Raw genomic sequence first — 24,377 nt, forward strand, 5'->3', positions numbered from 1 at the left:
CAGCCGAAGTATCGCGTCCATTCAACCGCTCAGACGGAGGACGCGTTATGCCGTCACCTCTTGAAATTTCCCCGGACAAACTTGCCCGCCTCATTGGTACTCCCAAATGTCCCGCGCTGATCGATGTCAGGATCGGCGAGGATTTCGATGCCGATCCGCGCTTGATCCCCGGATCGCTCCGGCGCGACTACCGGCTCGTTGAGAACTGGGGCAACGACTTCGCGGGACGATCCGCCGTCATCATCTGCCAGCGCGGCAAGAAGCTGAGCCACGGGGTCGCCGCCTGGCTGCGGCACGCGGGAATTCCGGCCGATGTCCTGGAAGGCGGCTTTGAGGCCTGGGTCGAAGCCGGCTATCCGGCCGTGCCCGTCTCGGCCCTGCCGAAACGTCAGACGGACCGACACACGCTCTGGGTCACGCGCGCGCGCCCGAAGATCGACCGCATCGCCTGCCCCTGGCTTATTCGGCGCTTCGTCGATCCAAACGCCGTCTTCCTGTTCGTGGCACCCGCCGAAGTCGAAGCTGTCGCGGACCGCTTCGACGCCACGCCCTTTGACATCGACGCCCCGATCCGTTGGAGTCATCGGGGCGACCTCTGCACCTTCGACGTGATGGTCGAGGAATTCGGATTGGCAACGGAGCCGATGCTGCAGCTGGCAACCATCGTGCGGGGCGCAGACACCTCGCGCCTCGATCTCGCTCCAGAGGCCGCCGGCCTGCTTGCGGTTTCGCTCGGGCTCTCCCGCATGTATGCAGACGATCATGAGCAGTTGCAAGCAGGCATGCTGCTCTACGATGCCTTCTACCGCTGGTGCCGCGATGCGACCGGTGAAACGCACAACTGGCCCACGCCGAAAAAGGGTGCATGAAATGACCGATGTCGTTCACACCGCCGACGCCAGCAAGGCGTCGGCGCCCCATGGCCACGGCATCTCGCTTGCGGAAGCGTTCTGGGTCTGGGTTCGGATCGCAGCCCTGAGCTTCGGCGGCCCGGCGGGCCAGATCGCGGTGATGCATCGCATCCTCGTCGACGAGAAACGCTGGATCGGCGAGCACCGTTTCCTGCATGCGCTCAATTACTGCATGCTGTTGCCCGGTCCGGAGGCGCAGCAGCTGGCAATCTACATCGGCTGGCTGATGCATCGCACCGCCGGGGGCCTCATCGCCGGCATATTGTTCGTGGTTCCGGGCTTCCTTGCCATCCTGGCCTTGAGCTACGTCTATGCCGCCTTTGGCAATGTCAGCGTGATCGAAGGACTGTTCTTCGGGTTGAAGGCGGCCGTGCTTGCCGTCGTCATCCAGGCGGTTTTCCGCATCGGCAGCCGGGCGCTGAAAAACAGGCTGATGATCGGTATCGCGGCGATAGCCTTTGTCGCGATTTTCTTCTTCCGCGTCCCATTCCCGCTGATCATCCTGACGGCCGGCATTGCCGGCTACATCGGCGGACGCCTGGGCTCGCCGCTCTTTCGCATCGGCGGCGGCCACGGCAAAACAACCGGGCCAATCCTCAAGGACGAGGATTCGGCCCTGGGTGAACAAACACCGATCCACGCCCGCCCCAACCTCGCCTGGTCGATGAAGGTGTCCGCGGTGTTTCTCGCCCTATGGCTCGCGCCACTGGCGCTGCTGTTTGCGCTCGTCGGGCCGGACAGTGTCTTCACCGAAATCGGATGGTTCTTCAGCAAGATGGCGGTCGTCACCTTCGGGGGCGCTTATGCTGTGCTCGCCTATGTCGCGCAGGAGGCCGTGCAATATTACGGCTGGCTCAAACCAGGCGAGATGCTCGATGGCCTCGGCATGGCGGAAACAACCCCTGGCCCCCTGATCATGGTCGTCCAGTTCGTCGGCTTCATGGGCGCCTATCGCGACCCCGGCACGCTTTCTCCGATGACGGCAGCGACGCTGGGCGCAATGCTGACGACGTGGGTGACCTTCGTGCCCTGCTTCCTCTGGATTTTCCTCGGGGCGCCCTTCATCGAGAAGCTGAGGGGCAATGTCGCCCTGACCGGCGCCATGTCGGCCATCACTGCTGCGGTCGTCGGCGTCATCCTCAACCTTGCGGTCTGGTTCGGCCTTCACACGTTGTTTTCGCAGGTCGTCCCGTGGAGCGTCGGCAGCCTTGCGCTCGATGTGCCTGTCCTGAGCTCGCTGGTGTTGCCGTCACTCTTGCTGACGCTTGCGGCGGCGCTGGCGATCTTCCGCTTCAACACCTCGGTGATCGCGACATTGTTGGCTTCGGCACTCGCCGGCATGATGTGGGTGCTTGTCACTGCATAGGGTCGTCGCGTGGGACACCGTGGAAACCTGTGAGTATGGCCCTCCCGTTGCGGCAATCAGGCCGCAACACTCCCGGTCGACGGCATGTTGGCGTCCCCCCAGGTCTTGAGCGCAAGGATGACCGGCTCCAGCGTGCGGCCACGTTCCGAGAGATCATAGTCGACCCTGGGCGGAACCTGGGCGAACACCTTGCGCGTGATCAGGCCGTCGGCCTCCAACTCGCGCAACTGGTTCGTCAGCATGCGCTGGGTAACGTTCGGCAGCTTCCGGCGGATTTCGTTGAAGCGCATGGTGCCCGACATCAGGTGGTAGAGAACGACACCCTTCCACTTGCCGTCGATCAGGCTGAGCGTCGCTTCGACGGCACATCCCGGACTGCAGTCGAAACGATCGTGGCGTGTGCGTCCCATCCAATGGTATCCTTTTCGACACTATGGGCTTTTTATGTGCGTTCTTGCGATATTGCAGCATAGTGCGCATCTTGGCCGGGTTCAACCGATGGAGCATTCAATGCGAGCCGTAGCCTACCAAATCTCCCAACCGATCGAAGCCGAAACGTCGCTGGTCGATATCGAACTGCAGCGCCCGGAACCCGAGGGCCGGGACATCCTCGTCGAAGTCAAGGCGATCTCGGTCAATCCGGTCGACACGAAGATCCGCCGCGGAGTGAAGCCCGAACCCGGACAGTGGAAGGTGCTCGGCTGGGATGCCGCTGGTGTGGTCAGCGCCGTCGGGCCGAATGCGTCCTTCTTCAAGCCGGGCGACGAAGTCTTCTATGCAGGCGCCATCAACCGCTCCGGCACCAACGCCGAATTTCATCTGGTCGACGAGCGTATCGTTGGCAGAAAGCCGAGGTCGGTGGATTTTTCTGCCGCCGCCGCCCTGCCGCTGACTTCGATCACCGCATGGGAAATGCTGTTCGATCGTCTTGACGTCACCCGCCCGGTCGCAGGCGCTGCAAATGCGATCGTCATCATCGGCGGCGCCGGTGGCGTCGGCTCGATCGCGATACAGATCGCACGAGCGCTGACGGACCTCACTGTCATCGCCACTGCGTCTCGCCCCGAAACGGTAGAATGGGTAAAATCGCTCGGCGCCCATCACGTTGTCGATCACCGGCAGCCGCTTGCTGCACAAATCGAAGCCCTCGGGCTTGGCCAGCCGGGCTTCGTGTTCTCGACGACCAATACCGGCGATCACCTTGATCAGATCGTCGAACTGATCGCGCCCCAGGGACGTTTCGGCCTGATCGACGACCCCAAGCAACTCGACGCGCTTCCACTCAAGCGCAAAAGCATCTCGCTGCATTGGGAGCTGATGTTCACACGCTCGCTGTTTGCGACCGCCGATATCGAGAAACAGAATGTCCTCTTGAACAGAGTGTCGGATCTGGTCGACGCAGGCAAGATCAAGTCCACGCTCAACGAGCATTTCGGGACGATCAATGCGGCCAACCTGAAGCGCGCGCACGCGGTAATCGAGTCCGGTAGGGCCAAGGGCAAGATCGTGCTCTCCGGTTTTTAGACGAGCGGGCGAAGCGCCGCCTTCCTCTTTCGCAAAAGCATGATGCCTGCTGCGAAGCCGCCCCATCGGGGCGGCCACGGCCGGCGTGTGTGCGCAAAAAGATCAAAAGAGGTCATGGGGAGGAGGCTGCCTCGACGACCGTACTTGCCGCCTGCTCCAGACCCGACGCCATCCCGCCAACCGAGCCTCTCGCGCCGCCAGGCGTCCCTATCCACAAGGATTGCAATGATGACACATTCCGCCGAGAAGGTGATTTCCTTGGCAATACTGACCGCAGAACCCGGCAAACGCGACGCATTGCGTGACGGGCTGCTCGCGCTGATCGAGCCGACCCGCAACGAGCCCGGCTGCCTCGACTACGTCCTGTTCGAAATGCAGGAAGAGCCGGGCACGTTCTACATGCGAGAAGCGTTCACAGACGGGGCCGCCCTCGACGCGCACTTTCAGACGCCGCACTTCCTGGCATTCGCAGCGACGGCGGACGACCTGCTCACCCGCCCTCTGCAACTGGTGTTCCTCAACCAGATTTCCGGCTGACGAAATCGAAGTCTTGCCCTGACGAATGCGCGCTTTGCCACGCCGGTGCAGGCGTTTCCGCATTCGGCAGCAGCCCGCTTTTCCCCCAAGCACAGTCGGCGATCACCACTCTGCGATTGCCCGTCGGCCAGAGATCGAATTGCACGCAAAGGCGTGTCACGCGTCGGTCACGCGCAAACAGAGAAGAGGCGTGTTACTACAACCATACCCGCAGCGGCGCGAGTGTTTGTCGTCAATCGCCGTATGGTTTGAGCAAGATCATGCAACGCTATCTTTTTCACATCCACCTGGCAGGCGTCACCAGCCGCGACAAAGTCGGCACCCTGCTTGCCAGCGATAGCCAGGCCGTCGAACACGGCCGCCTGGTGGCGGACGAAATTGCTGAGGAGGATGACTATCATGGCGTCATCGTCGCGGTAGAGAATGCCGAGGGTCGGCTGTTGGCGCGGCTGACGGCTTCCAGAGCGATGCCTCCCTGGCTGATCGCGAGATCGAAGTTCGAGCATGCCTGGGCGGAAATGAGCATCGATTTCAGTAAATTATAATGTAACAGCAAGATTTCAGCACGAAAACTATAGGCATCTGGCTACAGCGCCGCGCGTCTTATTAGACGCGCAAAGGTCGCTGTAGCACTTTGAATGGCTGCATGTTTTTATCCTTAAATCGAATACGATTTGAGGAAACATGCGGTGGGCAACTCGCCGGCAAGGTGGAAGAGGCATCGATGATGCCTCTTCCTTCGATGTCGTCTCAGAATGTCGCCTTGGCACTCAGGATGAAGGAGCGGCCGGGTTCATAGAGTGGCGTGACGGTGCCGAATTCCTGACCGTAGGTGGCGCGCTCTGAGTAGGTCTCGTCGAAGATGTTGTTGATCTCGGCGCGCAGGGTCAGATTGCTGTGGCTCGGCGGCTGATACTCGACGAAGGTGTTGAACACCTTGTAGCCCTCAAGAGGCGGGGTGCCGGCGGCAACATCGTCATTGTCGAGTGCGATCTCGACATCGCCGCCGATGGTGACACCCCAATCGATGAAGCTGTGCGCGGCCAGGAGCGTGATGAACTGACCGGCCGGGGCCGCCAGATAGATACCGGTGTCGGAGTCGGCCGGCTTGCCGTCGATCGAGACATCGATATTGGCGTATTTGACCTTGAAGTAACCGTCGCCCCAGTCGTATCCGGCACCGAGCTCGAAGCCCTTCGAGCGCACATCATGATTCTCGATGGCCCTTGCGACCGCGTATTTGGCTGTGCGTGCGTCGTCGATATCTGTGTAGAAGAGGCTGCCTTCCACGGTGAAACCGTCATGCTTGGCGACAAGGCCGAAGGCATAATTGTCGGCCGTTATTGGCTCCGGGCCGGTTCCATAGTTCCAGTTCGGGTTCATGATGAAGTTTTCGGCAAGCGGGACGCCGGCCCAGACGTGGGAGTAGCCGGCTTTGGCCGTCAGCAGGTCCTCGATCAGATCATATTCGCCGGAGACGTTGCCGCTGAAACCGGCATTGTCCCACTTCTCATTTGTGGTGCCGGTGAACCATTGCTGGTCGCCGCGCGCACCGAAGGAAAGCCGGGTGCGTTCCCAGGGTTCGAGCCGCGCCTGCGCATAGATGCCGACATTTCGCGCGCGCTCGGTCGAGGCATCGAAGCGATCTTCGAGTTCGGCCTTGTCGTTGTAGAAATCGACGCCGGCGGTGATGCTGCCGAGATCGAAGCTGAACTTGTTTTCGAACTTGCCGTTGAAGCTGCCGGTTTCGCCGGCTCCGGGATAGGGGACCGATATCGTGCTTGGCGGCACCGGGCGAGGAAAGATCGGGATCTCTAGCCGCGTCGAGCTGTAGGCCAACACCACGGTTGGATCCCACCAATCCTCAGGCGTGCTGTCGGTATAGGAGAAGACCGTGTTCTGCCGGTCGAACGTATAGTCGCGCACGCGCGGTTCCCACGGCGGGCGGCCCGAGATGAAGCCGGTATTGGCGCGGAACGGGCGCGGGGCGTCGTCGTAGACGCGTTCATGGCTGATCTCGAAACGATCACCACTCTCGAACTCGTATGCCACCTTGCCGAGCCCGCTCAGGAGATCGGTGCGCGTTCCCTCGACGATGCTGCCGTTGCCGGATTTGAACTCGTCCCCCTTGGCAAAATTGAAGTAGCCGAGAAATTCGAGCCCTTCCTGCATGCCGTAGGCGGAGATTCCGGTCTGGAAGGTTTTGCTGTTGAAGTTGTAGTTGGAGCTGACGAAGCCGCCATAGCCGTCGCCGTCGAGCAGGTCGCGGGCATCCTTCGTTTCATAGGCAATGGCGCCGCCGAGCGCGCCTGGTCCTACATCCGCAGGCGCGATGCCGGCATCGACGCGCACAGCCTTCAGCAGGCTCGGATCGATGAGGTTGGTTGCGTTGTGATGGAAGACCTTGTTGTTCTGGCGGCCGCCATCCATGGTAACGGCGAGATTGTTTTCCTCGATGCCGTGAACATAGACCTTCTGCGACATCGGCAGCGAGCTACCAACCTCGATCCCTGGCTCGCCGCGGAAGACGTCGGCGATATTCGCCGGGTTGAGAAGTTCGAGCTCCTTCTGGCTGATGACGATTTCACCGACGCCGGTGGCGTCCCCGAATACCGAAATCGGATCAAGCGCCGTAGAGCCGTCGGCCGGCGCCACTGCCGCGCCGCCACCGGCCGCCCCTGTCCCGATCACGGCCGTTCGCCCGCCGGAGATGCGATACTCGATGCCCGTGCCGGAAAGCAGCCGTGCAAGCGCCTCCTCCGGCGCGTAGGAACCGACGACCGCCTTGGACATGACGCCACGGGACACCGAAGCGGCAAGCGTCACCTGCAGGCCCGATTGCCGGCCAAAGACGTTGAGCGCGTCGGCAAGCGGTTGTGCCGGCACGTTGAAGTTGCGAGCGGCACTCACTTGTGCCAGTGCATCCTGCGCAAATGCCGGGCTCGGCCAGTTCAGCGACGAGGCCAGGCAAATCGCCATTGCCGTCGTTGCCATCAGCCGTCCCATCGGACGCCCGCCGTCGTCGCCCCAATTCAAACGACGGGATCCCTTGCGGCCTTGCGATATGCACATCGTAGTCTCATCTCCTTGAATTGCGCTCCGTTGCCGAGCGCTTTTCAACAAAGACGAGGACCTCAGTTTCTTTTCTCAGAAAAATTGAATTTTATTGTCAGGATTTTCAGTATTGCGTCAGGACGCGACCATAGGTCGAAAAGGTGCGGACGCGGCCGCCATAGGGTTCGACCAGCGCCTTCAGCGCACCGTCCGGATCATGAAGATCATACAGACCGGTGACCTTAAGACCCGCGAGCTTTCGGTCCGGCACCGCTATCCACGCCGAGTGGTAACGTTGAAGCTGCTCGGCGACCGCACTGATGGACGCATCCTTGACGAAGATCCGGCCGCTGCGCCAGGCGGCGACCTGATCGGGCTGGATGGTGTTGCGGGTAACCGCGCCGTCGCTCGCATTCACGACAGCCATCTCGCCCGGAAGCAGCCTGAAGTCCGACGTTTCCCTGGCGTCCTCGACCGAGACCTGAACGACGCCTCTTTCCAGCTCGACGGTCGTTTCCCCTCCCGCAAGCCGAACGTCGAAGGCGGTACCGACGACCAGAACCGTGACGCCTCCGGCCTCCACCGTAAAGGGCCGCGCCGGATTATGCGCGACATCGAAAAACGCCTCACCGGAAAGCAACGTGACGTGGCGCCCGGCGGCGGTCATCTCCGTCTTGATGGCACTGTCGCCGCCAAGCTCGATGAGCGTTCCATCCTCCAGCGTCACTCTGGCATTCTGGCCGGTGGCGGTGATGTGATCCGCCTGAAGTCGGATCAGCAGCGACGGGCCGGCAAGGACGAGGAATAGGGTCGCGGCAATGGCAGCGACTGCGCTCATGACCGGGCGGCGCCAACGACGCCTGGTGATCGAAATGACGTTGGCGCGCGCCGCGCCTGCCCACAGATGTTCATGGGCCGGAGCCGCTTCTCCCATCAACTGCCAGGTCCTCAACGCATATTGCCAGGCCCGCTGATGATCATCAGAGCGATGCAACCACCGCTGGAAGTCGGCGGTGAGCTCGGGACAATTCGGCTCACCCTTCAGCCGCAGAAACCAGTCCATGGCTTCTTCCAGTGTAGCGGCTGCGATTTCCTGATCCTGGGTCAATATATCCTACGCCGGTCTGGGCCTCTTCCGAGGCACTTCTACCCGAACATTCCCTCATTTGACAAAGACGAATGACGCGCTTTTTTTTCTCAGGGAGCGACCACTTTAAGTCGCGTTGACCAGAAGTGCCGTGGCAATCTTCATCATCGCTGCCGTGACGTAACGATGGGCGCTGGCTGTCGATATGCCCAGATGCGATGCCACTTCTTCAAGCGTGTAGCCGCCGAAGCGGTGCATCTCGACGGCGACCCGCGCCTCGACAGGCAATTCCGAGAGGATCTGCGAAATCCGGCGAACGTCGTCGCACAGCAAGGTCGATTGTTCCGGCGTCGGCACGTCGGCAGGAACCGACCAGAACGGCACATCGTCCTGGTGGCCGATCGCGGCCACCTTCCGGCGCCTCAGCACATCGAGCGAGAGGTTCCTGACCGTGCGGTAGAGATAGGCGAGGAGCTGGCCTTTTGAAACCGTCCGGGTGCTGGAAGGCAGAAACCGGACAAACGCATCCTGGACGATATCTTCGGCAGCGTCGCGCGAGCCTAGCAGGCGGACCGCATAGGCGATGAGCGCCGGACGATGGGCAATAAAGATATCGACGCGCGTTTCGGATTGGGTCTCGGTCGTCATAGGATCCTGGCCGGGAGCGGGTTCGTCCGCGGCGACTGCTTTGCGCGAACGGGCGTAAAATTGGAAACATGTCTATAATAGTCAAGTTTAAAATTCGGTCAGCGGCGAACTTTTCCCAGAGAAGAACGAGGGTGTGTCTCAATCGCCGCCATCGTGCACGCCACTACGGTTGGGCGCGGCAGGCGCCACGGACGGCCTGCAGACGGCCGGTTTTAGAGACGCGAGATGGCTATCGCAAAAACCAAGGGCATCGTCAAAGCCTTGCGCCATTGGCGTTTGTGGCAATCCTGTAGCATGAAAATTTAGCCGCCCCAGCAGCTTGGTCTTTGATGGCCGCAGCGCCGCCACGTGAAGCGAAACGCGCATCCAGCCAGACGCGCGCCGGTCACGTGCAGAGCACGACATGTGACGATTGATCTCGGCGGGAGGTCATTATTGGCCGCAGCGCGTGAAATCCGATGGTTGTTCGCTGGCGTCCGGCCAGTTCGAACAGGACGCTGTGGCTTCGCACGACGCATCAATCGACAATCAGTGCGAAGACCTCAAGGATCATCGCCGCGAAGCGTGGGCCAGTGCCGGGGTGTTTGGCAACGGGCTTGCTGCAGGCCCCGCCATATTGCCGTCTACGGATTGGCGGCTAGCCCCCCATTGTCTTTCGCATGGTATCGCCACTGACGACGAGCCCCTTCTTTGCCGCGTCTTCCGCAAGCATCTCCCAGCTGTTTCTGATCGTTGTCGCCATCTGGATCCAGGATCGGTCGATGCCGTTCGCCTCAAGCGTCTCGATCAGCACATCCATTCGCTCGACGCACTCGTCAATATTCAGGTGCAACCGGGATAGCTGGTCGAGCGTAATGCCGGGATGATCCAACAGCCTTGGTATGGTTGTCGCCGCCTTTTTGACGAGCTCGTCTTCTTCGATCAATGATCGCTGCCACGCCTCACACATCGCTGCCCCCAACTCCTACTCAGAACAACAGGATCGATGCAGGCACGACACGGGTCAACGCACCAAAGCGGGCATCAAGGAGGCCATACATCCGTCATACGGTGGAACCTTAGTCCCTCTAGACAGGTTGCGCGTCGTAAAAAGAGCGAGAACGGGCACGGGCGATACCGATCGCAACGGCGTCAAACGACCGTGATCTGATTTCGACCGTTGCGCTTGGATTGATAAAGGCCCTCGTCGGCCCGTCGCAAGATATCGCCGATCGTCGCATCCGCCCGGGAAATTTCGGTGAGACCGCCACTGATCGTAGAAAAAAGCTCCAGCCTGTTCTGCAGTTCCAGCGAGATTTGCTGACGCAGCTTGTCTGCGATCGGCTCGCCCTCGCCGAGCGTCGTCACCGGCATCAGCACCACGAACTCGTCGCCGCCGAGACGTGCCAGCACGTCGTCCGACCGCAGTGCCCGCCGGCAGCCGGTGGCAATCGTCGCCAGCAGCTCGTCGCCAACGGAATGCCCCAGTTCGTCATTGACCGCCTTGAAATTGTCGACGTCGAACATCAGCACGCATGTCGGACGGCGGGTGCGCGTGGCCAGATCGAACTCGATCGCAAGCACGTCGAGCAGCTTTCGGCGATTGTAGAGGCCGGTCAGAGGGTCGGTTTCGCTTTGTTGGCGCAACTGATGCTCAATGGCATTCTTTTCGGTGATGTTGCTCGCAACCCAGACCACGGCGTCCTCGCCGTCGACAGGAAAATCGAGCGCCTGGACCCGGCCTTCAAACCAGATCGGATGATCGGGCCCAGCATCTTCAAGACCCTTAACATCGCTTCCGGCAAGGCTGTATTCGACGATGTGCAATGACCGGGATCCGAGCGCCTTTTGGATTTCCAGCGCAAACCACAGCGCCTTGTCATAGGCAAGAACGTCAAAAACGCTCTGACCGACAAGACTGCTGCCATCGTGATAGTAGCGGTGGTCCGCCCCACCGAACAGGGCCGCATAACGGCCGCTGCGCGTCAGGATGAACGCCGGGTCGGGCAAGGCGGCAAGAATGAGAGTGAGCTGATCGCGGGAAAACCGCATCTCGTTACTCACAGGTGCATCCGCGGCGGCACGACTACAGCGCCGCGCGTCTTATAGACGCGCAAAGGTCGCTGTAGCACTTTGAATTGCTGCATGTTTTTATCCTTAAATCGAATAGGATTTAAGGAAACATGCAGGAGGCGATACGCTCATGACGATGACATCCAGGCATTGTCTTCTTCTTCCCTTGTCTCCTCTGCCCATAAACGAAAGAGCAGGCGGTTGACTTGGCTCAAAGCGATGCTGTCGCAAAAAACCTTCGAAATATTCAATTTTTCTAAGCTACATCCACCAGCCTCCATAAGCGAGCATGGAGTGATGCTCAGGCGACATGGAACGCAAGCCATGCCCGGAAAAAAGCACATCAGTGTGACAACAACATAGGACAAGCGCCCGCACGCTTTCTGGATCGCTCCCGAGCGGACAGGCGCTCTTGTCTGCGCACCCTGTTGCCAACGATTCAAGTCAGCCCCGTCTTTGATACCGGGATCTGATCGCGCTACTGCCCAAGGCCAACGTTCTTCGGCGGGTACTTCTTGAATGTTCCGGCATGGCCCTTCATCTCGGCCGCCATCGAGGCAAGAAACGCGTTCATCCGGTGACCGACCGGATACTGTTCCTTCGGATCGATGTAGAGATTGAAGAGCCAGGGCGCCAGTCCAACGTCGCTGATCGTGGTCATGTCGATGTTCAGCCATTGCGCATGCTCTTCGACCACCTTCACGTGGATCTTGTATTCATACATCCGCATCGCCATCAGGTCGTGCTCGGCCCAGATATACACCTTCTCACGATTGGATTTTCCATCGTCGGCCAGCAGGAATGACGTCTGGTCGATGCCGTCGATGTAACGGTCGGTCGGTATCTTGCCGGCAGCGCCGGCCAGATGCAGCGAGGTGTTGAAGAGATCCATGAGATCGAACAGGTCATCGCTCTGCCGGCCGGGCTTGATCATGCCCTTCCAGTAGGCGATGCCGGGCACGCGCACCCCGCCTTCCCAAGCCGAGGCCTTGGCGCCGCGGAAAGGCGTGTATCCGGCATCCGGCCAGCTATCGAGCTGGGGTCCGTTGTCGGAGGTGACGAAAATGAAGGTATTCTCCAGCACCCCCGCCTCGTCGAGTGTCTTGACGATCTCGCCGATATAGGCGTCCACTTCGACGACGTCGTCCTTGTAGGGATACTTGCTGGCGCTCTTTCCTTCGAAGGCCTTGGAGGCAAAATTGTCGGCATGGACCTTCATGAAGGCATGTTCCAGGAAGAACGGCGCATCGCTCTTGGCGAGTTCCTTGATCTTCTCGACGCTGAACTCCTTGGTCATGCGATCGCCTTCCGCCATCGTCTCGATGCTGTCGATCTTGACGACGTCGGATGTCTTGCCGCCCTTGAAGCCATGGACGAGGCTGTCGCTCGAGCCGGTTTTCCGCAGCATCTCCAGGCGCTCGGGGTTGAGGACAAGGTCCGGGTATCGGCGTTTGTCGACGCTCTGGCTGATTTCCTTTTCGGCCTCGTAGAAACCGTAGAACTCGTCAAAGCCGATGTCGTGCGGGCGCATGTCTTCGGCCGCGCCCACATGCCACTTGCCTGAAAGGACCGTCTTGTATCCGGCATCGCCGAGCAGCTTTGGCAGCGAGATCTCGTCGGCCCAGGGGTTCTTGGTGATCGTATCGCCGGCAAGGATCGGCCGCGTCAGCCCGGTTCGAACCGGCAGACGGCCGGTGAGGATCGCCGAGCGGGTGGGCGTGCAGGTCGGCTGGGAATAGGTCGAAGTGAGCTTCAGCCCTTCCGACGCCAGTCGGTCCATGTTCGGCGTTGCCGCCCCGATCGCCGCCCCGCCGCCAAAGGCGCCGGGGTCGCCATAGCCCATGTCGTCGACCACGAGCCAGACGATGTTTGGCCGCCTGCCGATGCGCTCGCGCAGCGCGTCGAGCTTTGCCTGCGCCGCCGTTGCCTGGTCGGGATGGGCAAGCGCCGGCTCGGCGCTTTCGCTGGTGCGCACGGCCTTCGACAGCACCGACTGCGCCAGCGCAAAACTCGGCACCGCTGCAAGGATCGCCGTCTGCAGGGCAATGGTGCGAAGCAGTTTGAAGTTCATGGCAGTCTCCCCTCAATCCGGTGGCAGGACTGTTTTGGTCTCAGTTGCGCTACTTGGAGTTGCGTCATCGACAGGCAATCGCGCCAAACGCGACCACGAGAGTAAGCCTGCGCATCGGATGACCTCTTGTTTCGATCGGGAACAATTTGAAGCAGCCCCAATGTATGGCGCTAGACCCCAACGTCGCAAAGTACGTAACAGTTACGGTCCAGACTGAGGCGAGGCACAACAATCATTTTCCGGGCTTTTCCCGCCAGCGGTGCGGAGCCTTGAGACCATCAATCCGTTGGGCAGGACGGCTCGTTCATCCCAAACGCAATGTTCGACAGCCGATCCCCGGATAGGCTATGCACGAGGTCGAGAAGGGCCGTTGGCCGAGGCGCATGATGCAGACAGACGACCTGAACCTGAAATCCCAGCGTCCGTTGCCGCCGCTGAACGCCCTGCGCGCCTTCGATGCGCTGGCCCGGTGCGGCAGCCTGCGCGCAGCCGCAATCGAGCTCGGCGTCGTGCCCGGTGCCGTGCGCCAGCAGCTTGCAAGCCTCGAGGAGCATTTCGGCTTTGCCCTGCTCGATCGCGACGGTGGCCGCGTGACCCTCAATCCGGCCGGACGGCGGCTCGCCGATGCCGTCGGTGTCGCCTTCGCCATCGTCTCGCGTGCGGCGGAAGAGATCTCGTCGAGCGGCAGCACCGTCCGGCTGCGGCTCGGCGTGCCGATGCCGATGGCCTCGGCATGGCTTATGCCGCGCCTGGCAACGCTGCAAAGCGCCGTCTCGGGCCTTGAGGTCGATATCATCCCGGTTGCCGTCAACCAGTCGCTGACTGACATGCCTGAAATCGATGCCCTGATCGTTGGCGGTGAATACCGACCGCTGCCCGATATAGCCGCGACCGCCTTCATGGACGACCGGTTTGGCCCGGTGCTCACCGTCGGGCAACCGTCCCCCGGCCTTACGCCGCCCGATCTCGCGGACATGACCGCGCTGGTCGCCCGCACGGTGCCCTATCTCTGGGACGACTGGTTTCGCGAAAGCGGCAATGCTCCGGTCCGCTTCCGCAAGCGGATCGAGGTGGACGATCTGACGCTGGCCCTCAGTGCCGCCCGCAGCGGGCTTGGCGTCACCATCGCGCCGGCGGCCTCGATCGAAACGGACCTTGCCTCCGGCGCGCTCGAAGCGCCGTTTGGTTTTGTCAGCCGGCCGACCGGCTATCGGTTCTGCTGCCGCATTGCCGACAGGGACCGCAAGCCGATTGCTGCCCTGCGGAATTGGCTGCTCGCAGAGGGGCGGCGCCAGGAAGGAAAACTGCCCTCCGCCGCAGTTTAATGTCTCTGCCATAGGACAGGCTGCCCGGACTATCTTTGCCGGCATCATCGACAGACAGCCAGGACCCTCACCATGACCACCTCCAGCCATCCGTCCCGTATCGAGTGGGTCGGGCAAAGCTGCGTGCTTCTGCGCGCCATTGCTGCCGAGTTTGAAACAACCCTCCCGTTCAAGGGCTTGACGATCGGAACGGCAATCCATCTGGAGCCAAAGACCATAGCGCTGCTGATGACGCTCAGGGCCGGCGGCGCGCAGCTCGTGGCGACCGGCAACCTGAACAGCACCCAGCCGGCGACGGTCGATTATCTGAAACGTCAGGGCATCACCGTCATCGGTGGGCAGACGGCCGATGCGACTGCCCATTCCGGCTTCATCGACGCCCTTCTAGGTCATCAACCCGACCTGCTGCTCGACAACGGGGGCGACCTTTTCGCCCGCGTGGCCGAGCGGCCCTATCGCAAGCTGCTCGGCGGCACGGAGGAGACAACCTCCGGTCGGACCCGGTTGGAGCCGATGCGCGGTGCCATCGGCCTGCCGGTGCTGGTGATCAACGACAGCCCCATCAAGCAGTTTGCCGAGAACCGCCATGCGGTCGGCCAGAGCCTGTTCGAAAGCTACATGCGCTTCACCAACCGCTCGACCAATGGCAAGCGCGTGACGGTTTTCGGCTATGGCGCCTGCGGCCAAGGCACGGCCGCCTGCTTTCGCAGTGCCTACAGCGCGGTCAGCGTCGTAGATGTCGACCCGGTCGCAGCACTCGAGGCCCATCTCGACGGCTTCTCGACGCCCAGGCGCGATGACGCCATACGCTCGGCCGACGTCATCGTCACGGTCACGGGCTCCGCAGATATTTTGAGGACGTCCGATCTGGCGGTCCTCAAGGACGGCGTGATCCTCCTCAACGGCGGACACTTCCCGCACGAGATCGACGTTGCCGGCATGCGCGCCGATGACGCGGTGGTGGCGGTGGAAACCTACGCCGACGAGGGCATCGAGACGCTCGTCCTTGCCGATGGGCGGCGCATCCATATTCTCGGCGCAGGCCACATGGCCAATCTTGCCGGACCAAGGGCACTTGGCAATTCGGTCGAATCCATGGATCTCGGCTTTGCTCTCCAGGCCCGCTGTCTGGAGCGGGTGGCGGGCCACACGCTCGACGCTTCGATGTGCGTCGTGCCGGTGCCCGTAGACATCGACGCCATGGTGGCATCCGCCTATCTCGAACTGCACCGCTGAGGGAACTGACAGATGCTGCGCTGGGGAATTCTTGGAACGAGCTTCATCTCCGACACGATGGCCGGGGCCATCTCTGCGAGCGACGGGTCCCGCATCGAAGCGGTGGCCGGGCGCGATCCGCAGCGGCTCTCGGATTTTGCCGGGCGACACGGCATCGCAAAGCACTATTCCGGCTACGACACGCTGCTCGATGACCCTGATATCGATGTCGTCTATATCGGCCTGCCCAACAACATGCATCATGAGGCGGTGATCCGCGCCGCGGAAAGGGGCAAGGCGGTTCTGTCGGAGAAGTCGCTGACCACGACGATGGCCGAGGCAGAGGCGCTGGCGCAGGCCGTGCGTGACCGCGGTATCTTCTTTCTCGAAGGCTTGATGTATCTCTGCCATCCGTTGATGGCCAAGGCCGGCGAAATCCTGCAGTCCGGCCGGCTCGGTGTGATCCGCTCGGTTTCAGGTCTCTACGCCGCCGATATCTGGAAGTTCGTGAACCCGATGGGCAAGGGGACGATTTTCAATCTCGGCTGCTACCCGGCCTCGCTTTTACATTACGTGATCCAGACGGCCTGCGGGCAGCATGCCTTTTCCAGCCGGTCGACCAGCGCCTTCGGAAATCTCTCGTCGCATGACGGCAATATCTGCGACGCAAGCCTGTCGGCTCGTTTCGACAATGGCGTTCTCGCCACGCTTCAGTCCACCGACAGCTTCGGCATGTCCTTCGCCTTTTCCATCCATGGAGAGCGCGGCGCCTTGCGGTTCCTCACCAATCCCTGGCTGCCGGTGGCTGGCGAAAATCGCCTGGAGCTTTGCGAATATGGCCGCGCTCCGGAAGAAATCGTCGTGCTTTCCGACCATGACGCCTTCGGCCATCAGGTGCGACTGGTGGAGAACTGCCTGAAGGCAGGACTGAAGGAAGCGCCACGCCCGGCACCACGGCTCGCCGATTCACTCGAGATCATGTCGTTGCTCTCCGCCTGGGACGAGCAGGCAAGGCTGTCATCGACAAGCGGCGCGTAGCATCCCCGCCCGCCACAGCCTGTTTTCAGGCACCCAGCCACAAGGCGCGCGACCCCACCAAAAATGAATGCGAGCGGACCTGGCGCGCCGTTTCAAACGTCATGGTTTGTGCGTAACAATTGCGAACCGCGCGAGGGGCGCGCGGCTTCCTTGGGGGACTTATGAAAAGATTGTTGCTCACCGCAGCGCTGTTTCTCGCCGCGGCCGCGGCCGGAAACGCCCAGACCGTCAACGCCGGAAAATACATCGTCGAAGGCACGAACCTGGATGGTTCCAGCTATTCCGGCACGGCCGAAATCACGCTTGCAAGCGAAACCACCTGCGTCATCGAATGGGACACGGCCGGCGTAAAATCGACCGGCGTCTGCATGCTCAACGGCAATGCCTTCGCCGCAGCCTATGTGCTCGGCGATGCCCTTGGCCTTGTCGTCTACAAGGTCAACGGAGACGGTTCGCTTGATGGCACCTGGACGATCACCGGCAAGGATGGCAGCGGCACCGAAACGCTGACCGAGGCCAAGTAACCTTCGCGGCGGAATGCGCTCGGCTATCATGAAAACACCTGCAGTGGGTATCTGCCCGTTGCAGGTGTTTTGTTTTGGACAGGCAGTCTAGGAGAGCTCCACTTTCGCGGTTTTCTCCCTGTACTCTTCCTTCGGATCGCTGCCCAGGAGCAGCTTGATACCGGCAAACAGGCTGGTCTCGTTGAGCCAGATTTCCGCTTCGCTCGGCTCGAAACGCAGCAGGGCCAGTTCGGGGTCGTCCTTTCCACCCTCGTACCAGGCGGCGATATACTGGTTCCACAGCCGATCGATAACAGTGCGGTCATTGTCGAGGCGAAGGCGCCCGTGAACGGTCGCGAACAGTTCATGATCCTTGGATGCAAAAGCAAACATGGCCGGTGTGTTCGCGGCGACATTCTGGGCCACGACGGCACTCCTGACGGTGAAGAACCAGATCGGACCCTGCTCGCCCTCGATCTGCGCCGTCATCGGGCGCGTGTGCCCATGCTCTTTTTCGGACAAGCCAAGCATGACCGTCATGTCCGATTTCAACGTCTTCCAGAGTTTCTTCTTGAGTTCTTCGGGAGTTGCCACTGCCGTATCTCCTTGACGGTTCGACGCGCCGACGTTGCCCACCTTTTTGGGATGGCCTTCGCGAGCCGGCGCGAAACCAGACGCCGGCCGATCGGCCGGCGTCTGCTATGCTATCCGCGGGTTTAGCGGTTGGCGTATCGGGCGCGCTGCTCTTCGATCTGCGTCGGGCTATAGGGATCGAGGTTCTCATCGAACCTGCTCCAGCCCTCCGCGCGGTAGGCTGAGCGGCGTGCGTTGACATCGACCCAATTCGAGCGCGTGAGGATCGCCTCGGCCTCGGCGACATCGCTGTCGGCGACGCGTGCAGTAACCAGTGTGCCGCCGCGGCGAACGCCCTCGGCGTAGACATGGGCATCTTCTTCCGGCACGCCGGAATCCGTCAGCGCGCCGATAATGCCGCCCACGGCACCACCGGCAACGGCACCGGCGGCCGCGCCCGCGGCTGTTGCCGCCAGCCAACCGGCCGCCACCACCGGGCCGACGCCCGGGATCGCCATCAGCCCGAGGCCGGTCAGAAGGCCGCTTGCGCCGCCGACCGCAGCACCGAGGCCGGCGCCAGTGCCAGCCCCTTCGGCCGCACCTTCTGTGTCGTCAACCTTGTAACGGCCTTCGGCATTGCTCGCGACCATGCTGACGTCGTCATCGGGAATGCCGGCCGCTTTCAGCGCACGCACGGCCTCGGAAGCCTGCTCATAGGTATCGAAGAGTCCGGAAACAGTTTTCATGTCGATTTTCCTTGAATGGGTCTGCTGAAGTTTCTCGACCAACGTCAGTTGGCGACGATGTTGCCCTGGTAATCGAGCGCGACGGTCACGGGCTTTCCGTCCTTGGTGGCAGAGGCCTGCCAGATGCCCTTGTCGTCCAGCTTCAATCCGGTCACGGATGTGTAGCCGTTCTCCTGAAGTCGTGCGCGCGCCTGCTCTTCGGTGAAGCTGTTGGCGCCCTCGACAGGTGCGGTCGGGTTGGTGGTGTCAGGCGTGGCCACTGCTGGCGTTTCAGCCTCCGGCGAAGGGGTCGGCGTCTGGGCGTAAGCACTAAGCGCGCTTGCGGCCAGAAAAGCTGTCGCGACAATTACTCGTTTCATTGTTGTCTCCTCGATCCAGTCATTGAACGATGCTGGGACAACGCGAGTGCTTGGCGATGGTTCCTGCCTCACATCAGAACAAATTGAAAATTATTCAATCAACTTAATATGTTACAAACGCATCGCACGGCTGCGATCAGGCGCAACGAAGCCCGCCGGTTTAATGACAGCGCCCAGCCAAACGCACGCCGCGCAGGAAGGTTCAGAAACGAGCCGGCAATCGCTGGCACTGAGCGGAAAGCCGTCAAACTGTCGGCAGCGGGTATGAGCTTCCACGCAGCACCCCCGTCCCTCGCGCCCAGCAAGAAACAGCCGTTGTTGAAATTCGCCAGCGCCCTAGTTGCCGTTCGAGTTTCGATCGGATCAGCATCGGCGACCTGAATGGCTAGCAAACAGAAAAGTGACTGGATCAGGAAGGCGGATGCCGACCAGACGCGGGCGAGTTTTCCCGAACTGTTCTTCGACCTCGTTTTCGTCTTCGCGCTCATTCAGCTCGCCCACAAGCTCGCATCCGACTTCAGTGCCACGGCCGCGACCGAGGCCGTCCTGCTGATCCTGGCGATCTGGTGGGTCTGGATCCACACGACATGGGTGACGAACCTGCTCGATACCGAAAAGGAGCCGGTCCGCCTGCTGCTGTTCGGCCTGATGTTTGCCGGCGTACTTCTGGCGATCGCCCTGCCCGAAGCCTTTGGCGACCAAGGACTGGTTTTTGCGGCGATCTACAGCGGTATGCAGATCTGTCGGTCGGCTTTCACGCTTTATGCCTTTCGCCACGCCGACAGGCGATCGTTCCTGACCTTCCTGCGCATCACGATCTGGATGCTGCTCTCCAGCGCCTTCTGGCTGTCCGGCGGGCTAATGGAGATCGAAGGGCGCCTTCTCCTATGGACGCTCGCCCTCCTTGTCGAATACGCGTCGCCGGCGCTCAGGTACTACGTGCCCTTTCTCGGCAAATCGCCCGACGAGACCTTGGATATATCCGGCGCGCACATGGCGGAACGTTGCGCGCTCTTCGTCATCATCTGCCTCGGTGAGACCATCTTGACCACCGGCCGCAATGCGACGGAGCACATGACGGATGATATGACCTTTGCCGTGTTCTGCAGTGCATTCCTCAGCACCGGCTTCATGTGGTGGATCTATTTCCACCACGGCCAGGAAAGGGCGGCATCCAAAGCCGAAGCGACATCACGGCCGGAGACCCTGGCGCTCAATCTATTCACCTACGGCCACCTGCCTGTCGTCGCCGGCATCATCCTGACGGCAGTCGGGGAGGACTTCAGCTTGTCTCACGCCGAAGAATCGAGCTCGCTGAAGCATGCGCTCGCCATGCTCGGCGGCCCGGCGCTTTTCCTCGGCGGCAACATCTGGATCAAGGCCGTCGCGACCCGCCAGTTCCCGGTCTCGCACATCGCCGGGCTCGTGCTTCTCGCCGTCGCGATCCTCATCGTGCCAATTGCCCCCAACTACATCGTTCAGGCCGCATCGACCGCAGTGCTGTTGATCGTGGCGCTTTGGGAATATCTTGCCCTGCGTCGCCTCGCGGCATCGACCGCCTGAGCAGGCGACTGCCTGAGCCACCCGCCAACCGCAACGGTCGCAATCAACCAGAGGAACTTAATCGGCTCCTGCGCATTCACGAATGCGCAGACCTGGAGGGGCACTTGCATTCACTGACCCGAAAACGGGCACTTCGGAAGTCCGAGCCGCTCTGGGCCGATACCCCACGCCATGCGGTGAGGACACAAAGGCGGCTCACCACCCATGATGTCGATGTGCTGATCGTCGGCGCCGGAATCAGCGGTGCGCTGATGGCGAATGCTCTGATTGGCCACAATCTGTCAGTGCTGATGGTCGATCGCCGAAAGCCGATAGGCGGCAGCAGCATGGCCAGCACCGCCATGATCCAGCACGAAATCGACGTGCCGCTGCATCGGTTGAACCGCTTGCGCGGAACCGCTGACGCCGCGCGCGTCTGGCAGCGCTCGGCGAAGGCGGTCGAGCATCTCGCATCGCTCGTCGACGCCCTGCAGATCGATTGCCATTTCGAGCGGAAGAACACGCTTTATCTCTCGGGCGCAAGCTATGGTTCGCGCGCACTTCAAGCGGAAGTGAGTGCCCGCGAGGCTGCAAGCCTCGCCGCAACGCTTCTGCCGCAAGACAAACTGCGCGCCAGGTTCGGTATCGACCGTACCGCGGCGATCGAGACGCATGTCTCCGCATCGGCCAATCCGGCCCAGTTGACCGCCGGCTTCCTCCGCCACGCACAGGCAAACGGCGTCCCCATCGTCGAGACGATCGAGATCACCGATATCAGGGAGGTTGAGGGCCGGAATGCCGTTGCGACGTCCGACGGCCGGATCATCCTAGCGACCCATGTGGTCTTCTGCACGGGCTATGAGTTTCTGAAAGCCGTCGCGAACAAGAAACATGCCATAGTCTCGACCTGGGCGATGGCGACCAGACCTCGTCATCCACGGCCGGAATGGCTCGACGACTATCTCGTCTGGGAGGGCGCCGACCCGTATCTCTATTTTCGCTCGACGCCCGACGGCCGCATCCTCGTCGGCGGCGAGGACGAGGAAAGCGACGATGCCTTCGAGGATCCGGCAAAGTTGAAGGGAAAGTCCGACATCCTGCGCGAAAAGCTCTCCGATCTGATCGGGATCAGGATCGGCGAGCCCGACTACCGTTGGGCCGCCGCCTTCGGTGTTACCGCTGAGGGTCTGCCGATGATCGGCCGCGTTCCCGGTATGCGCAACGCCTTCGCAACCATGGGCTATGGCGGCAACGGCATCACCTTCAGCCAAATCGCCGCCGAGATCATTTCGTCGAGCATCCTGGGGCATGCGGACCCGGACGCTTCGCTGTTTCCGTTCGTCTAGCGGTCGGCGTGGAAACAGCGCCGCATTTGCCGGCCGATCATTCGTGATAGCTTCTGATAAATCCTTGGGGAAATAGGCATGGGCAAGGCAATCGATCAAATCCGGGATCTCGGTGCGCCGCCCTCGATGCAGGGCGTGCGCCCGGCCATGCCCACGTCGCTGACGCTTGTAGGCGCCGCGGCCGTGCTTTACCTCGCGCGCGACGTCTTCCTCCCGATCGCCGTCGCGCTGCTCCTGACCTTCGCACTTGCGCCTGTCGTCGCGGCACTGCGCCGGATCGGCCTGCCACGGGCGTTTGCGGTGATCTCTACCGCGTTGATCACCTTTACCTTGATCGGCATTTTCAGTCTCATCGTCGCACTGCAAGTTGCCGAACTTGCGAAGAACCTGCCCGCCTATCAATCCAACATCGTCATGAAGGTGAAGGACCTGAAGGAAGCCGGCTCCGAAAGCGGCATCATCGATCGCATCGGAAACGTGGTCGAACGCATCAACCGCGAAATTGACCGCCCGACCACGGAGACGCCGACCAGCGTCGAAAGCCCGAAAAGAGATCCGCTGCTGGTCGAGATCTATTCTCGCGACAATCCGATCCAGGTTCTCACCAACATCATAGCGCCGCTGGTCGGCCCGGTGGCGATGGCCGGTCTTGTGGTGGTGGTCGTCATCTTCATGCTGCTGGAACGGGAGGATCTGAGGGACCGATTCATCCGTCTCGCCGGTTTCGGCGATCTGCATCGAACCACCGAGGGCCTGCAGGATGCCGGTAAGCGAGTCGGCCATTACCTGCTGATGCAGTTGATCGTGAACACCGCCTATGGCCTGCCTGTCGCCATCGGTCTTTGGTTTATCGGCATACCCAACGCGGTGCTGTGGGGGTTGCTGGCGATCGTCCTGCGCTTCGTGCCCTATATCGGGCCGGTCATCGCCATGGTGCTGCCGCTGTTTCTGTCGGTGGCGGTCGACAGCGGCTGGTCCATGCTGTTGTGGACGGCCAGCCTGTTCGTGGCGATGGAACTGGTGATCAACAATGTGGTCGAGCCGATGCTCTACGGTTCCAAGACCGGTCTGTCGCCGCTGGCGATCATCGTTTCCGCGATTTTCTGGGCCTGGATCTGGGGGCCTGTCGGACTGATACTGTCGACGCCGCTGACGGTCTGTCTCGTTGTTCTCGGCAAACATGTACCGCAATTCGAATTTCTGCAGGTACTTTTCGGCAGCGATCCGGTGCTCGCGCCGCATGCGCGTCTCTATCAGCGGCTTCTGGCCGGCGATCCGGACGAAGCGACCGATCAGGCCGAGGAGATCCTCGAAGAAGAATACCTCGTCGACTACTACGGCGCGGTCGCCATGCCCGCCCTGGCTTTGGCGGAACAGGATCGCGCCCGTGGTGTCATGAGCGACGAGCAGCGGCTGCGCGTGGCTGCAAGCGGCATGTCGCTGGTCTCCAACCTCGAAGACATTGCGATCGAGGAAAGTCAGGACGATGAGGATGAGAAGGCAGACACGGAAGGCGAACCGGCAAGCCAGCCCATTCCGGATGGCGAAGGCATGACCATCCTGTGCGTCGGCGGCCGGGGCGAGATCGACGATGTCTCCGCCGCGATGCTCGCCCAGGTGCTGCGTGCCGAAGGGGCCGCCGCAACGGCGCTGAGTTTTCGCCAGATCGAACCGGCCAATATCCGCAAGCTCCAGACCGAAGCCGTCGACGCGATCGTCGTCTGCTTTCTCAACCGGGATTCGATCAAGCACGCCCGATTTGTCGTCCGCCGCCTCAAGCGGGTCAACATCAGGGCAAGGGTCGGCATCGTCATTTGGGACACTTCTGCCGACCGTGCAGCGGGCCAGCGCAAGGCAGATACAAGTGCGGAGCAAGTGCCAGGCGCCGACTTCGCTGCGTCAGACATGACGACGGCGGCAATTGAGGCGCTGACGAAGCGGCCCTCGGTTCCGCTTGCAGCCCCCAACAAGACCAAGGTTCGGCGACGACTGGTGCCGCAGCAGACACAATGACGTCTTCAGCGCTGCTGGAGCGGGTAGGGCCTATCTACTTGGAGAGGGGGGCAACCCGGTTCCGAAGACTCAGAAGTCCTACATCAGGACGCGGACATTCCCTGCCAAATGGTCTTCGGTCTGGTGACGCCTGCTTTTTCTCAGGCCGACGGCGTCTGCGACGAGGCGTCGTTGATGAAACACGATCTCGGATGGCGCCAAGAAGATCGAATCGGCGAAGGAACTCAGCATGGCCAAGGATGCCATGGCGGCCAATGACATGGAGAAATGCAAGTCGCATATGGACAATGCGGTCAAGGGCAAGGACGCGATGTAACGCGATCAACTCCGTCCAACGATCGGTCAAAACACAAAAAACGCCCGCTCGGATCCGAGCGGGCGCTTCATGAAATCTTTGATGGTCTCAGGCGCGATTAGCGGCCGAAGGCATTGCGGGCAATGCTCGGGATGTCGGCGCGGTCGATGCC

The 24,377-nt window shown here is 61.4% G+C and carries 22 protein-coding genes; 12 read left to right on the plus strand and 10 right to left on the minus strand.

Annotated elements, in window-relative coordinates; all coding sequences use genetic code 11:
• Positions 1-47 precede the first annotated feature (47 nt).
• Positions 48-869 (plus strand): sulfurtransferase/chromate resistance protein, encoded by an 822-nt coding sequence (locus tag ASD00_RS25710; protein ID WP_057209961.1) that lies wholly within the window; start codon positions 48-50, stop codon positions 867-869.
• Between the two features lies 1 nt (position 870).
• Positions 871-2,277 (plus strand): chromate efflux transporter, encoded by a 1,407-nt coding sequence (gene chrA, locus ASD00_RS25715; protein WP_057209963.1) that lies wholly within the window; start codon positions 871-873, stop codon positions 2,275-2,277.
• 56 nt (positions 2,278-2,333) lie between these two features.
• Here the strand turns inward: chrA and ASD00_RS25720 are convergent, their stop codons facing one another.
• Complete coding sequence (locus tag ASD00_RS25720) at positions 2,334-2,687, minus strand: winged helix-turn-helix transcriptional regulator (RefSeq protein WP_025429392.1); 354 nt, start codon at positions 2,685-2,687, stop codon at positions 2,334-2,336.
• 100 nt (positions 2,688-2,787) lie between these two features.
• On the opposite strand from ASD00_RS25720, the gene ASD00_RS25725 reads away from it, so the two are divergent.
• From ASD00_RS25725 to ASD00_RS25735, 3 genes are all read left to right on the plus strand, one after another.
• Positions 2,788-3,801 (plus strand): zinc-binding alcohol dehydrogenase family protein, encoded by a 1,014-nt coding sequence (locus ASD00_RS25725; protein WP_057209965.1) that lies wholly within the window; start codon positions 2,788-2,790, stop codon positions 3,799-3,801.
• 228 nt (positions 3,802-4,029) lie between these two features.
• Positions 4,030-4,338, plus strand: a complete 309-nt coding sequence (locus ASD00_RS25730; RefSeq protein WP_057210123.1) for a putative quinol monooxygenase — start codon at positions 4,030-4,032, stop codon at positions 4,336-4,338.
• A gap of 260 nt (positions 4,339-4,598) precedes the next feature.
• Positions 4,599-4,883, plus strand: a complete 285-nt coding sequence (locus ASD00_RS25735; protein WP_057209967.1) for a hypothetical protein — start codon at positions 4,599-4,601, stop codon at positions 4,881-4,883.
• Between the two features lie 205 nt (positions 4,884-5,088).
• Here the strand turns inward: ASD00_RS25735 and ASD00_RS25740 are convergent, their stop codons facing one another.
• From ASD00_RS25740 to ASD00_RS25765, 6 genes are all read right to left on the minus strand, one after another.
• A complete protein-coding gene (locus tag ASD00_RS25740; RefSeq protein ID WP_082523737.1) occupies positions 5,089-7,332 on the minus strand; it encodes a TonB-dependent receptor in 2,244 nt (747 codons plus the stop codon).
• Between the two features lie 184 nt (positions 7,333-7,516).
• Positions 7,517-8,455, minus strand: a complete 939-nt coding sequence (locus tag ASD00_RS25745; RefSeq protein ID WP_057209970.1) for a FecR family protein — start codon at positions 8,453-8,455, stop codon at positions 7,517-7,519.
• Positions 8,456-8,605: 150 nt separating this feature from the next.
• Complete coding sequence (locus tag ASD00_RS25750) at positions 8,606-9,127, minus strand: sigma-70 family RNA polymerase sigma factor (RefSeq protein ID WP_057209973.1); 522 nt, start codon at positions 9,125-9,127, stop codon at positions 8,606-8,608.
• 637 nt (positions 9,128-9,764) lie between these two features.
• A complete protein-coding gene (locus ASD00_RS25755; protein ID WP_156585785.1) occupies positions 9,765-10,052 on the minus strand; it encodes a hypothetical protein in 288 nt (95 codons plus the stop codon).
• 206 nt (positions 10,053-10,258) lie between these two features.
• The gene (locus tag ASD00_RS25760) at positions 10,259-11,170 is read right to left on the minus strand and encodes a GGDEF domain-containing protein (RefSeq protein WP_244496128.1); all 912 of its coding nucleotides are present in this window, start codon (positions 11,168-11,170) and stop codon (positions 10,259-10,261) included.
• Between the two features lie 487 nt (positions 11,171-11,657).
• On the minus strand, positions 11,658-13,250 hold the full coding sequence (locus tag ASD00_RS25765) for an arylsulfatase (RefSeq protein WP_057209977.1): 1,593 nt from the start codon (positions 13,248-13,250) through the stop codon (positions 11,658-11,660).
• Positions 13,251-13,597: 347 nt separating this feature from the next.
• On the opposite strand from ASD00_RS25765, the gene ASD00_RS25770 reads away from it, so the two are divergent.
• The 4 genes from ASD00_RS25770 to ASD00_RS25785 all read left to right on the plus strand — a co-directional run bounded on the left by ASD00_RS25770 (position 13,598) and on the right by ASD00_RS25785 (position 17,352).
• Entirely contained in the window at positions 13,598-14,575 is a 978-nt protein-coding gene (locus ASD00_RS25770) for a LysR substrate-binding domain-containing protein (protein WP_244496129.1), read from the plus strand.
• Positions 14,576-14,647: 72 nt separating this feature from the next.
• Positions 14,648-15,811 carry an adenosylhomocysteinase gene (locus ASD00_RS25775; protein ID WP_057209979.1) on the plus strand — a complete coding sequence of 388 codons (1,164 nt, stop codon included), beginning with the start codon at positions 14,648-14,650 and terminating at the stop codon, positions 15,809-15,811.
• A 12-nt stretch (positions 15,812-15,823) separates the two neighbouring features.
• Positions 15,824-16,828 carry a Gfo/Idh/MocA family oxidoreductase gene (locus ASD00_RS25780; RefSeq protein WP_057209981.1) on the plus strand — a complete coding sequence of 335 codons (1,005 nt, stop codon included), beginning with the start codon at positions 15,824-15,826 and terminating at the stop codon, positions 16,826-16,828.
• Between the two features lie 161 nt (positions 16,829-16,989).
• Complete coding sequence (locus ASD00_RS25785) at positions 16,990-17,352, plus strand: hypothetical protein (RefSeq protein WP_057209982.1); 363 nt, start codon at positions 16,990-16,992, stop codon at positions 17,350-17,352.
• Between the two features lie 87 nt (positions 17,353-17,439).
• Here the strand turns inward: ASD00_RS25785 and ASD00_RS25790 are convergent, their stop codons facing one another.
• The 3 genes from ASD00_RS25790 to ASD00_RS25800 all read right to left on the minus strand — a co-directional run bounded on the left by ASD00_RS25790 (position 17,440) and on the right by ASD00_RS25800 (position 19,009).
• On the minus strand, positions 17,440-17,925 hold the full coding sequence (locus ASD00_RS25790) for a pyridoxamine 5'-phosphate oxidase family protein (RefSeq protein WP_025429405.1): 486 nt from the start codon (positions 17,923-17,925) through the stop codon (positions 17,440-17,442).
• Positions 17,926-18,047: 122 nt separating this feature from the next.
• Entirely contained in the window at positions 18,048-18,650 is a 603-nt protein-coding gene (locus ASD00_RS25795) for a general stress protein (protein WP_057209984.1), read from the minus strand.
• Between the two features lie 44 nt (positions 18,651-18,694).
• The gene (locus ASD00_RS25800; RefSeq protein ID WP_025429407.1) at positions 18,695-19,009 is read right to left on the minus strand and encodes a PepSY domain-containing protein; all 315 of its coding nucleotides are present in this window, start codon (positions 19,007-19,009) and stop codon (positions 18,695-18,697) included.
• Positions 19,010-19,390: 381 nt separating this feature from the next.
• Here ASD00_RS25800 and ASD00_RS25810 point away from each other — a divergent pair, with 381 nt between their 5' ends.
• The 3 genes from ASD00_RS25810 (at position 19,391) to ASD00_RS25820 (ending at position 23,910) form a co-directional block, all read left to right on the plus strand.
• Complete coding sequence (locus ASD00_RS25810; protein WP_057209988.1) at positions 19,391-20,572, plus strand: low temperature requirement protein A; 1,182 nt, start codon at positions 19,391-19,393, stop codon at positions 20,570-20,572.
• 104 nt (positions 20,573-20,676) lie between these two features.
• Entirely contained in the window at positions 20,677-21,897 is a 1,221-nt protein-coding gene (locus tag ASD00_RS25815) for an FAD-dependent oxidoreductase (RefSeq protein ID WP_057209991.1), read from the plus strand.
• Between the two features lie 78 nt (positions 21,898-21,975).
• Positions 21,976-23,910 carry an AI-2E family transporter gene (locus ASD00_RS25820; RefSeq protein ID WP_082523733.1) on the plus strand — a complete coding sequence of 645 codons (1,935 nt, stop codon included), beginning with the start codon at positions 21,976-21,978 and terminating at the stop codon, positions 23,908-23,910.
• Positions 23,911-24,377 lie beyond the last annotated feature (467 nt).

The organism is Ensifer sp. Root31 (assembly GCF_001424825.1).
GTDB classification, from domain to species: domain Bacteria; phylum Pseudomonadota; class Alphaproteobacteria; order Rhizobiales; family Rhizobiaceae; genus Ensifer; species Ensifer canadensis.